General features: G+C 72.1%; 11 protein-coding genes. 2 read left to right on the forward strand and 9 right to left on the reverse strand.

Annotated elements, in window-relative coordinates; all coding sequences use genetic code 11:
• The 7 genes from IEZ00_RS07845 to IEZ00_RS07875 form a co-directional block, all read right to left on the reverse strand.
• Nucleotides 1–597, reverse strand: a 597-nt coding sequence (locus tag IEZ00_RS07845) for a protein DA1 (protein WP_189222437.1), incomplete at its 3' end; no start/stop codon positions are given.
• Nucleotide 598: 1 nt separating this feature from the next.
• Complete coding sequence (locus IEZ00_RS07850) at nucleotides 599–1,558, reverse strand: hypothetical protein (protein WP_189222439.1); 960 nt, start codon at nucleotides 1,556–1,558, stop codon at nucleotides 599–601.
• Complete coding sequence (locus tag IEZ00_RS07855; RefSeq protein ID WP_189222441.1) at nucleotides 1,555–2,550, reverse strand: protein phosphatase 2C domain-containing protein; 996 nt, start codon at nucleotides 2,548–2,550, stop codon at nucleotides 1,555–1,557. Before IEZ00_RS07855 ends, IEZ00_RS07850 begins: the two co-directional genes overlap by 4 nt.
• Nucleotides 2,550–3,263 carry a vWA domain-containing protein gene (locus tag IEZ00_RS07860; protein ID WP_189222442.1) on the reverse strand — a complete coding sequence of 238 codons (714 nt, stop codon included), beginning with the start codon at nucleotides 3,261–3,263 and terminating at the stop codon, nucleotides 2,550–2,552. The genes IEZ00_RS07855 and IEZ00_RS07860 overlap by 1 nt, the downstream gene beginning before the upstream one ends.
• A gap of 15 nt (nucleotides 3,264–3,278) precedes the next feature.
• Nucleotides 3,279–4,712: a DUF4407 domain-containing protein gene (locus IEZ00_RS07865; RefSeq protein ID WP_189222444.1), complete on the reverse strand. Its 1,434-nt coding sequence runs from the start codon at nucleotides 4,710–4,712 to the stop codon at nucleotides 3,279–3,281.
• Nucleotides 4,709–6,124, reverse strand: a complete 1,416-nt coding sequence (locus tag IEZ00_RS07870; RefSeq protein ID WP_189222446.1) for a hypothetical protein — start codon at nucleotides 6,122–6,124, stop codon at nucleotides 4,709–4,711. Before IEZ00_RS07870 ends, IEZ00_RS07865 begins: the two co-directional genes overlap by 4 nt.
• A 524-nt stretch (nucleotides 6,125–6,648) precedes the next feature.
• Nucleotides 6,649–7,221: a TetR/AcrR family transcriptional regulator gene (locus tag IEZ00_RS07875; protein ID WP_229795229.1), complete on the reverse strand. Its 573-nt coding sequence runs from the start codon at nucleotides 7,219–7,221 to the stop codon at nucleotides 6,649–6,651.
• A 74-nt stretch (nucleotides 7,222–7,295) separates the two neighbouring features.
• Here IEZ00_RS07875 and IEZ00_RS07880 point away from each other — a divergent pair, with 74 nt between their 5' ends.
• Together IEZ00_RS07880 and IEZ00_RS37935 are read left to right on the forward strand one after the other, a co-directional pair.
• Nucleotides 7,296–7,925 carry an isochorismatase family protein gene (locus IEZ00_RS07880; protein ID WP_189222450.1) on the forward strand — a complete coding sequence of 210 codons (630 nt, stop codon included), beginning with the start codon at nucleotides 7,296–7,298 and terminating at the stop codon, nucleotides 7,923–7,925.
• A 79-nt stretch (nucleotides 7,926–8,004) separates the two neighbouring features.
• Nucleotides 8,005–8,112 carry a hypothetical protein gene (locus IEZ00_RS37935; protein ID WP_276530100.1) on the forward strand — a complete coding sequence of 36 codons (108 nt, stop codon included), beginning with the start codon at nucleotides 8,005–8,007 and terminating at the stop codon, nucleotides 8,110–8,112.
• Between the two features lie 32 nt (nucleotides 8,113–8,144).
• On the opposite strand, the gene IEZ00_RS07890 is transcribed toward IEZ00_RS37935, so the two are convergent.
• Together IEZ00_RS07890 and IEZ00_RS07895 are read right to left on the reverse strand one after the other, a co-directional pair.
• The gene (locus tag IEZ00_RS07890) at nucleotides 8,145–9,089 is read right to left on the reverse strand and encodes a DUF1963 domain-containing protein (RefSeq protein ID WP_189222452.1); all 945 of its coding nucleotides are present in this window, start codon (nucleotides 9,087–9,089) and stop codon (nucleotides 8,145–8,147) included.
• Nucleotides 9,086–10,538, reverse strand: a 1,453-nt coding sequence (locus tag IEZ00_RS07895; RefSeq protein ID WP_189222454.1) for an ATP-binding protein, incomplete at its 5' end; no start/stop codon positions are given. The genes IEZ00_RS07895 and IEZ00_RS07890, both read right to left, overlap by 4 nt.

The raw sequence follows: 10,538 nt of genomic DNA on the forward strand, positions 1-10,538 counted from the left end.
CAGCGCCGCTTGGCGCATCGCGCGCGCGAACTCGGTGCCCCGGCGCTTGAGCCAAGCTCCGGAGAACAGCTCGCACACCCCTTCTTCCAGCTGTCGGGCCAGGGCCCGCGCGCCCCTCTGGGCCAACCAGGCGTGGCCGATCTCGTGCGCGACGGTGGCGCCGAAGTGGGTCGAGGTCAGCCCCCTGGCGATCTCGATGCCCACCACGTCGGTCACCGCGCCCCCCTCCTCGACGCGCTGGAGGGTGCGGCCCAGGCACACGCCCCGACCACCGGTGTTGATCACGTCGGGGTCGACCAGGGTGACCCTGACCCGCTGGTCGAGCCGGATGCCCAGTGCGGCCATGTCCTCCCGCACGGCCGGGATGTGCGATCGCGCCTGCTCCACGGTGTCCACCGACTGCGCCGCGCACGTCGGGCAGCGGACGGTGGTGGCGGTGAACCGGGACCAGCCCTGCTCCTCCCGCTGCCGGGGCCTGCCGCACAGCGCGCACCGCCCGTCCGCCGGGTGGCGGGCGCACGTCACCTCGCCGTGCATGGACAGGACGTACCTGCCCGAGGGGGGCGCGCCGCACGCGGTGCAAGTGCTCGCGGACACGTCAGGTCACCGGAACCCATCTGCGGGTCTTCGGATCGCGCCGCCACCCGGACGTGCCGCCACCCGAGGTGGCAGGTGCCGCGGCGCGCCGGGCGGCCACCGCCTCGGTCAGCACCGAGTCGAAGTAGCGCCCCCACTCCTGCGCGGTGGGGCGCCGTTCGGGAGTCGGGCCGAGCGCGTCGCGCAGCAGCCGCGGTCCCTCGCCCGGCAGCACCGCGTCGAGCCTGCTGGGGTCGCGGGCGATCGAGGCGAACGGACCGGGGCTCAGGCACCGCAGCACGAACAGCCCGAACTTGTACCGGTCGCTGGCCTGGCTGAGCACGCGCTCGGGCGGCTCCCAATCGGGCGCGTTGAGCTGGCGCACCACCGCCGCGGCGCCCTTGATCCGGATCGAGTCGCAGTCGACCAGCATCACGCACGGGCGGTCGGTGAGCCGGAACACCGCGTTCTTCGGGTTCAGGTCGCCGATCACCAGGTCGTTGCGGTGCAGCAGGTGCACGGCGCTGGCCAGGTCGCGGCAGACCAGCACGCGTTCGGCGGCGGTCGGCGCGGGCATGCCCAGCCGCGCCGCCCGCGCCGGGTCGATGAACAGGTGCTGGACCTCGCGCAGGGTGCGAGCCCTGGCGCCGCTGGGCTTGACCCGGTCCTCGAAGTAGTCGTCGGGGATCAGCGGCACCAGCACCCCGCGCACCTGCCCCGCTTCCTCGACGGCGCGCACCGGCCACGCGGCGGTCCGGTCCAGCCGCCGCCGGGTCGGCTCGTCCATGCGCAACCTGCGCGCCACCACCGCGGCCAGTCCGTGCGGCGGTGCGTGTCCGGCCTTGTACTGCTTGTAGACCAGCGGTCCCGGCACGTCGGGCAGCGCGGCGGCGGGCGCGCGGTAGACCTTGGCCTGCCCGCCCTCGCCGAGCAGCTCGCCGAGCGGGCCGACCTCGCCCAAGCCGACGACGTGGCCGCTCATGTCCCGGCGACGGGCCAGAGCGCGACCGCGGTGCGGTCGTCGTCGTAGCTCCTGCGCGCGAACCCGACCTGAGCGGCGAACTCCAGTCCGGACGCGGGCGGCGCGGCCCAGACCTCCGCCAGGAAGCGCCCCACCGCGCCGGCGCCGTGCCCGAGCGGGTCGCCCACCCCGTCGGTCACCAGCACCAGGGCCTCGCCGGGAGCGACGGTCGTGCGCACCGGCGGCGGCAGCGCGGCGGGCAGCAGCGGCAGCGCCTGCACCGAGGAGGAGTGCACCTCCGCGCCGTCGTTCTTGACCGCCTGCTGCGGCTCCCAGCGTCCCCCCTCGCGCAGCACCCACGCCGAGGTGTCGCCGACCGAGACCAGGTGGACCTCGTGCGCCCCGGCCACCGGCACCAGGTCGACCACGGCGTAGAGCACCGTGGTCGCCAGCAGGTTGGCGACTTCCCGCAGGGGGACGGCGTGCGGGTCGGCGGTGCCGGTCGCGGCCAGCCGCTTGCGCCCGATCGCCTCGATCTCCGCCGCGACCGCGCGGAGGAAGTCCGGCCACGGCATGCGGTCGGGCGCGGTGGTCCGCAGCGCGTGCACGAGCATGTTCACCCCCCGGCGCGCGGCGGCTACCGCGGCCTTGTGCGAGAGCGCGCCCGCGGAGACCCCGTCGGCGACTCCGACGACCAGGTACCGGCCGTCCGGGGTGCGCCGGTAGCCGTACTCGTCCTGGCGCACCGTCCCGTAGGCGCGGTGCGCCAGGCCGCGCACGCTGGCCGCGCGCAGCTCGGCGACGACCCGGCGCCCGCCGTCCTTCAGCGCCACGCCGTCCAGCACGGTGTCCCTGCGGTCCCAAGCGCTCTCGTCGGGCACCGGCACGACCCGCGTCGCGGCCCTGCCGGGGTCACCGACCTCGAACTGCTCCACCCGACCGCGCCAGGCCGGCGCCGCCGCGGGCTCGGCGGACCCCGCCGACTCCTCGTGCTCCCTGGTGGATGCGCCCATCAGACGAAGTCGTCCGAGGAGTACGCGGAGATGCCCGACGGCAGGTCCTGCTGAGCGGGCAGGATGAGGCCCGAGTTGCCCTGGGCCATGCTCTGCCCGGACGCGAGCATGCTGGAGATCAGGATCTCGGCGATCATGGCGATGGCGTCGGCCGGGTTCTGGCCCTGCTCCATCAGGTACATCCGCATCGCCTTGGGACCGCTGGCCGGGTGGATGAGGGTGGCCAGGGTCCTGGGGTTGGCGTCGTCCACGCCGCACGGCACCAGGTTGGGGTAGATCGGGAAGTTCTCGGTCAGGTCCCGGAACGCCGCGCGCCACTCCTCGTCGCGGTCGGTGGGCTCGCCGTCGCTGATGAAGAACACCGCGGGGCGGTGCACCTGGAAGCCGTCGGCCTTCAGCTGCTTGACGTTGCTCTCCAGTTCGGCGCGCAGCAGCCGGAAGGCCGCCGCGTACGACGTCGCGCCGCGCACGTTGAGCGCGGGCAGGGTCACCTCGTCGTCGAGCAGGTCGCACAGCGGCAGTCGGACTTGTGCGTCGCTGCCGAAGTCGATGACGCCGAAGCGCACCTTGTCGGACAGGATCGGCGCGTCGGCCAGCGCGTCGACGACCTTGGGCATGATCTGGTTGGCCTGCTCCAGCTTGCTCCCGGACATCGACGCCGACACGTCGATCACCAGGTAGAACGGCAGGAGCTTGGCCTTGTCGCTCTCCACGGGGGGTTTCTCCAATCAGGAGGGGTTGGGCGTGGGCACGCCGTTCGGGGTGCTGCCGTTGACGTGCGCACCGTTGACGTGCGCGCCGTTGCCGGTGTGCGGCAGGTGCACCCTGGGGATGGGCATGGTGCGCTGGTCGCCGCCGGCGTGCTCCCGGTACCAGCGGTCGAGCTCCTCGTCGGTGCGCAGTCGCGCCAGGTCCGCCCAGACGTCGATGGCCTTCATGGCCATGCCGAGCTGCTTGTCGGCGACCAGCTGGGTGGTCTTGGCGTGCGCCTGGGTCTGCGCGTCCAGCTTCTGCCGCTCCATCGCCAGCTTCTGGTCGGCCCGGTCGGCTTCCAGGTCCCGGTCCCGATCGGCCCACAGCTTGTCGTCGGCGTCGGAGGCGTCGTCGGCGCGCTTGGCCATCCGGTCGTAGAGCGTCTCGGGGCCGAAGCTGGACAGCAGCTTGACCACGACGGGCAGCAGTTCGACGCACAGGAACAGCAGGAACAGCGCGTAGTGGGCCTGCGCACCGCTGCGCCTGCCCTCGGTGAGGCGGTCCAGCGCCTCCAGCCTGGCCAGCAGGCCGGTGTCCGCGGCGGTCGCGACGGTGCCCCGCCGCTCCAGGCCCTCGCGGTCCTGCCGCAGCCGCTGGAGGTCCGCCTGCACCTCGGGCAGCCGCTTCTGCGCGTTCCCGGTGTCGGTGGCGGCGCCCTCCCGCAAGCGCTTGGCGACCTTCTCGGTGACCTCGTCCAGTGCGGACTGCGCCTTGTCGCGGGCGTTCCTGGCGTCGTCGGCCGCCCGCTTCTTCTGCCGGTAGGACTCGCCGTCGCCGGGCACACCGGTGCCGCAGGTACCGTCGAACTCGCACTGCGCCAGCTGGTTCGCCGCCTGGTATGCCTCCTCCGCCTTGTCGAGGGCGCTCTTGGCCGCCTTGACGTCGGGGTCGTCGGCCACGGTCGCGGAGGACCGGCCGGACAGGATCGCCAGCAGCTCGGACTCCTCGGCCTCCAGCTCGGTGATCCGGGCGTAGGCCTTGTCGTAGTCCTCCTGGTTGCGCTGGGTGGTCTCGGCCTGCATGGCGACCAGCTCGCTGTTGATCTCCGGCTCGAAGATCTTCAGCACCAGCGGCATGGAGATGATCGACCCGATCACCACGGCCAGCCCCACCCTCGGGATCGCCGCGAGCAGGTTGAGCAACCAGCCGTTGCCGCGGGTCATGGTGATCACGAGCATGCGGTCGAGGTTGAAGATGACCACGCCCCAGGCCACGCCCGCCACCGCGGCCGCGACCACGGGCAGTCGCAGCACCGAGTGCAGCGCGAAGAACGCCGACACGGCGGCGACAGCGGCGGTGCTGAGCAGCACACCGCCCATCGCGGCGTGCTTGTTCACGTCCCCCGGCGCCTTCCGCAGGATCTCGCCCCTGGCGCCGGACAGCTTGGCCAGCCACACGGCGAAGCTCATCGGCTTCCTCCTTCGCTGTCGCGGAATCCGAAGTCGGTCCCGGTGAGTTCGGTCAACATGGCCTCCAGGTCGAGGGGGAACCCGACGGCCCGCAGGTCGGGCGGGGACGGCCATGGCGCGGTGCGCGCCGCGGCGGTCAGCAGGTCCGGCAGCTCGGGGCGCACCCCGATCGGCGGCAGCGGCAGCAGCGCCAACTCCGGCGGATCGGCGCTGCCCGGCGTGGACCAGCTCAGCTGGGGCACCGGCACGGTCAGCGGCTGCCGCGCGGGAGGCGGCAGCACGGTCACCGGTCCGACGTGGCGCTCGTCGGAGCCGAGGTCGTTGATCGCGCGGACGCGGACCGGGCCGGACTCGTCGAGCGGCACCGAGGTCCGCCCCCGCCCCCGCCGACCGTCCACTCGCACCACCCGCGTCCCCGAGGTGATCTCGACCTCCTTGGCCTCCAGCGCCTCCCACTCGACGACGACGGGCTGCCCGCGCATGACGAGTTCGCGGTCGACCGCGACCGCGCCGAGCTCCGGCGGCGCGACGGCCTCGCCGAGCAGCCGCCGCAGGTGCAGCTCCCAGTCGCGGGCGGAGGGCCTGCCCTCGGGGTCACCGCTCAACGCGCGCCCGAGCATGCTCAGCCCTTCGGCGTCGAGCAGCCGCGCCGCCGCGGCCGGATCCGTGTTCACCGAGGACCAGGCGCCGGGCGAGAGGCAGCGCAGGACGAACAGGCCGAGCTTGTAGCGGTCGGTGGCCAGGGTGAGGTTGCCGCCCTCCGGCGGGACCCAGTCGGGTGCGTCGAGCTGCTTGACCTTGGCGACCACCCCGGCGGGCCGCACGGCGTCGCAGTCGAGGAACATCACCATCGGCCTCGCGTCCAGCCGGAAGACCGCGTTCTTGGGGTTGATGTCGCCGAAGACGACCTTGAGCTCCTCGTGCAGGAAGGCCAGTCCTCCGGCGAAGTCGCGGCAGATCCTCAGCCGCTCCTCGTCGGTCGGCGCGGGCCGCCCCAGCCTGAGGGCGCGAGCGGGGTCGATGAACAGGTTCTGCACCTCGCGCAGCGACTGCTTGACCCCGCAGTTGCGCACCACGCTGTCGAAGAAGGGCGCCGGGATGCGCGGCATGACGATCCCGACCGCCAGTCCCCGCTCCTCGACGACCCGCACGGGCCACGCCGACAGACCGTCCAGTTCGGTCCGCTTGGCCTCGTCCAGCGCGTTGCGCGCGGCGACCACCCGGCGCAGGCTCTCCGGCGCGACGTGGCCGTCGCGGTACCGCTTGTAGACCAGCGCTCCCCGCACGTCGGGGCAGGTCAGCTCCGGCAGGTCGAACACCGTCGCCTCACCTCCGCTGCCCAGCTGGGCACCGAGCGCTCCCAGCTCGCCGGGCGCAACGGTCATGGCGGTGCCGGACGAGGAATTCCCCACGCTTGCCTCTCCTCAGCGGATGACATCAACAGGCATTGGCCGGTGCGACGAGAGAGGACGGACAATAGCAGTTCTCCGGGCCATTGCCCCCGCGCCACCGCATCCCTTATCCGGGCCTCGCGAGGTCAATCGAGCAACCGTCGCGATCCGTTACCGGCTGCTCGACGCCGTCTTCCCGGAAGGGTGAACCGGTTTTTAGTTGCATAGACAATCTATGCATTCATCGGTCAACCAGGCCCGCTAGCAGGCATTTCGCCGCGACGCCCCGCGTCGACAACCCCGGAGATAACAATCCGATGGCATTTGAAGCTCACCGGCTCGACACGCTTGATTATCGCCAGTGACGGCGATCACAAGGCTCTCCGCACTTTTTCGGAGAAACTCGGCACAGGCGCGCGGAAACACGCGCCGCTTTGCGCCGATGACGGAAGGCGCGCTGTCGCGCGGTCGGCACGGCGATAGCGGAACTCCGCCAGGCGGGTTCGACCTGCGGTTTCCCGTGGTCGAGAACCGGGCGGCGCGGTTCAGCCGAGGAGGATGGCGCGCAGCGTCCTGGCCAGGTGGTCGGTCAGGCGCTCGGGCGACATGGTCGCCAGCGGCTCGCTGCGCACGACGTAGCGGCTGAAGGTGACGCCGATCAGGTGGGCCGCGAGCAGGTCGACGCGCTCTTCCGCGTCCGGCCCCGTGACCGAGGCCAGGTAGGGGTCCAGGCTGGCGCGGCGCATCTCGTCGTAGAGCTTCGCGGCCTTCTCCCGCGACGGGGCGCTGCGCACGAGGGTGATGAAGGGGTCGGCGTGGTCGGCGTTCTCCATCCGCTCGACGAACGCCGCCGCCACGCGCTCGGGCAGCGTGGCGGGGTCGCCGGGCAGGACGTCGGCCAGGTCGCGCGGGCCGGGCACGGCGGCGATGAACAACTGCTCCTTGGAACCGAAGTGGCGCATGACCAACCCGTGGGTCACGCCCGCGCGCGCGGCTATGTCGCGGATGGTCGCCCGGTCGTACCCGTGCTCGGCGAAGGCGCGGCGCGCGGCGTCGAGGATGGCCGCGCGGTGCGCCTCGGGGTCGCGGACGCGCTTGCGGGGTGTCTCTTCGGTCACAACGCTTAGTGTACAGCCGGTCATTAGGGTGTACGGTCGCTAATGACCAAGCGTTCATTACGTGGAGGCACCCGATGTCCCTCGAACCCCTCACCCCGCAGAACACCACCGTCGTGCTGGTCGACCACGCCGTGGGCTTCGCCAACGTGCTGCGCTCGCACGACACCGCCGCCCACATCAACAACGTGGTCGGCCTGGCCAAAACCGCCAAGCTCTTCGACACCGGACTGGTGGTCACCAACGGCCTGCCGATCAAGCCCTCCGGCCCGCTCTACCCGCAGCTGCGGGAAGTCCTCGGCGACCACCCCGTCATCGAGCGCGGGGGCAACTTCAACGCCTTCCTCGACGAGGGCTTCGCCGACGCGGTCCGCGCCACCGGACGCCGCCGACTCGCGATCGCGGGCGTGTCCACCGAGGGGTGCGTGCTGCAGACGGTGCTGGGCGCACTGCGCGAGGGCTACGACGTCCACCTGGTCGTCGACGCCTCGGCCAGCCTCACCGCCGAGACCCACGAGACCGCCGTGCGGCGCATGGTGCAGGCAGGCGCGGTTCCGACCACCTGGTTCTCCCTGGCGGGCGAGTTCACCGTGGACCACCGCAGCCCGACCGCGCCGCACTTCCAGCGGCTGATGCGCGAGCACGTGCCGACCATGGCGATGGGCGTGCGGTCCTGGCTGTCCGCCAGGGAACCGGCCGCGATCTGAGGCACGGGGGCCATCCCGAGCAACCGGGTCGTCGCCCCTGGTCGGTCCGAACGGGGCGGGCAAGAGCACGCCGCTGCGCATGGTGGCGGGCCTCGTCCGCCCGACGACCGGTGAGATGGAGGTCTTCGGCACCCCTCGCGGGGCCGCGGCCACCCGGACGCCTCGTTCCTGGCGCACGATGGCGTAGCCGTTGCGGGAGCACTTCCGGCCCGCGCCCGCCTATTCGGTGAACATGGTGAACGAGCGCGTCCTCTCGAAGCGCTTGGCGGCCAGATCATCCGAGCTGATCAGGAAGCACCCGTAGTAGACGTCGCTCTCCGTGGGGAACTGGGCGAGCGGCACCCATTCCCGGATCAACCGGCGCTCCTCCTCCTGCCGCAGGCGGATTCGCTCCGCCCTCGGAAGGTCGGGTTCGGCTTCGAACCGCTTCTTGAGGTTGGCATGCGCCATCAGCGTCCAGGGAGGGTCCGCGCCGCCGATCTCCGCGCAGTACCCGCCGATGTGGAACCAGGAGCCCTTGCGCGGCGGCCAGAGCTCGTCGACCAGCGCGCACAGCTGATCGAGGTGCTTCAGCTCGTCGAGCAGTTGCTTCGCGGCATCCGACGCGAACTCGGCTTCCTCCTCGTCGTCGAGCCAATCCGGCAGCACCGCCTCGACCCACGCGGTGAGCCGGTGCTCGGGGAGCAGGAACGGGATGTCCTCGCAGAAGAAGTTCGCGCTGTCGTGGTCGGGCGGCGGCGACGCCACCACCGTCTCCGTGCCCGCCGGGACGTACAGGACCTGAGCGAACCCCGACTGGCCCGTGAAGGCAGCACCTTCGTGGTCCTCCTCGTGGTGCAGGAAGAACAGCAGCGAGCCGTCCACAGGCAGGGGAAGCCCCTCGGCGCGCGGAAGGGCCGCGCAGTCGACGGAGGCGATGAACGGCAACGGGGACCCGATCTCGCTGCCCGGCCATCCCATGCCCACCGGCAGCCGGGGAAGTCCTCCGTCCTGCCCGACAACCTCCTCGTCGGCGTCGCAGGTTCCCAGCCAGATCGCGAACCGGAGCTGATCGGCGAACTTGTCGACCTCGTCGTCCGGGATGCCCCGATCGATCGCCGCGCGACGGAATCGCTCGTAACGGTCCATGGCGCAGCATGATCGCAGACCGGTGGAACGGATCACGCTCCAGCGGGGTTCGCGGAGGAGTCACCCGCCGCACCCTGCGCCCGCGCCAGGACCTCCTCCTCCGTCAGCGCCGTGGGCGGGTGGTGACTCAGGCACATCGGCACCCGGACCTTCGTCAGCCCGGTGCCCTCGGTGGCCCCGTAGAACTGGCCCGCGGGCAGGCGGGAGACGTCGTCGATGCGACCGCCCTTGGCGCGCGCCAGGTCGCTGGCCGCCTGGATCTGGACGGGTGCGTTGAGCAGGCCGAAGAACTGGGTCGCGGCGTTGCCCGAGACCACGTTGTGCAGCGCCTTGGGCGCCTGCGTCGCGTAGACCATGCCCAGTCCGTACTTGCGCGCCTGCGACGCCAGGGTCAGCGTGCTCTGCGTGGAGGCGGTCGTGGTGCGCGACGACACGAACGTCTGGGCCTCGTCCAGCACGAACAGCCCGCCCAGCGGCCGGTCCCTGGCGGGGTTGCGCTTGATCCACGAGAACAGGGCGAGCTGCAGCTGGTTGACGAAGGTCTGGCGCTGGTCGTCGTTGGGCAGGCCGATGCAGCTGATCACCGACACCCTGGCCCGCTTGCCCCTCGCGGGGGTGAGCAGCACGCCGGGGTCCAGCCGCTCCCCCACCCCGCCGAACACCGGGTCGTTGATCATCTCGGCGTTGAGGCCGTCGGCCATGTCGGAGGCCAGGCGGGTGGCGTCGCGCACGGTGCTGACCCCCGACGGCAGGTCGGCCAGGAGCGCGAGGAAGTCCCGCAGCTCGCCGCCCCCGCCCCGGACGAAGTGCGTCAGCGCCTCGGTGAGGACGGCCCGGCCGGTGGTGGCCTTGCGGCCACCGAGGTTGGTGCGGGGCATCAGCCCGGCCACGGCGGCGTCGATGGCGGCGCGGAACTCGTCCGGGTCGTCGGGGTCGCGGTCGAAGCCGGGCAGCGGGTCGAGGGTGAGCGGTCTGCCCGCCTCGCGGCGGGGTGTCCAGACCACCACGTCGGTGTCGCGCAGGTAGCGGTCGGCGCGTTCGGCGTCGCCGGGTTCCCAGAGGGCGGGCGGGGAGGGCCAGGGGTCGCCCAGCCGGGCCAGGTCGTTGTTGGTGTCGATGAGGATCGAGGAAACCCCTTGCAGGGCGACCTCCTCCACCAACCGGCGCAGCAGCACCGTCTTGCCCGAGCCGCTGCCCGCGAACACGACCGTGTGCTTGCGCAGCTGGGCGAGCGGGACGGTGAACGGCACGCCGGTCACGATGCCGGTGCCCAGCCGCACGCTCGGCTCGCCGGCGACCGGTTCCGGCGCCGACGCGGTGGAATCCCCCGGCGCGTCAACCTCTTGCGCCGACGAGGTGGCGGGGTGGTCGGCGAGGGCGTCGGACAGCGTGCCGCTGATCCCCGGCCACTCCGGCTCCGGATCGGGCTCGTCGTGGGCAACTCCCGACGCGGGCGTGGCCGCGAAGTGGTCGAGGTCGGCCAGC

Origin of the sequence: Saccharothrix coeruleofusca, assembly GCF_014648515.1 — a bacterium.
GTDB classification, from domain to species: Bacteria; Actinomycetota; Actinomycetes; order Mycobacteriales; family Pseudonocardiaceae; genus Actinosynnema; species Actinosynnema coeruleofuscum.

Excerpts from the sequence above, each read along its gene's own strand:
- IEZ00_RS07850 (WP_189222439.1), bottom strand. The coding sequence starts at position 1,558 with ATGAGCGGCCACGTCGTCGGCTTGGGCGAGGTCGGCCCGCTCGGCGAG.
- IEZ00_RS07880 (WP_189222450.1), top strand. The coding sequence starts at position 7,296 with ATGTCCCTCGAACCCCTCACCCCGCAGAACACCACCGTCGTGCTGGTC.
- IEZ00_RS07865 (WP_189222444.1), bottom strand. The coding sequence starts at position 4,712 with ATGAGCTTCGCCGTGTGGCTGGCCAAGCTGTCCGGCGCCAGGGGCGAG.
- IEZ00_RS07855 (WP_189222441.1), bottom strand. The coding sequence starts at position 2,550 with ATGGGCGCATCCACCAGGGAGCACGAGGAGTCGGCGGGGTCCGCCGAG.
- IEZ00_RS37935 (WP_276530100.1), top strand. The coding sequence starts at position 8,005 with ATGGTGGCGGGCCTCGTCCGCCCGACGACCGGTGAGATGGAGGTCTTC.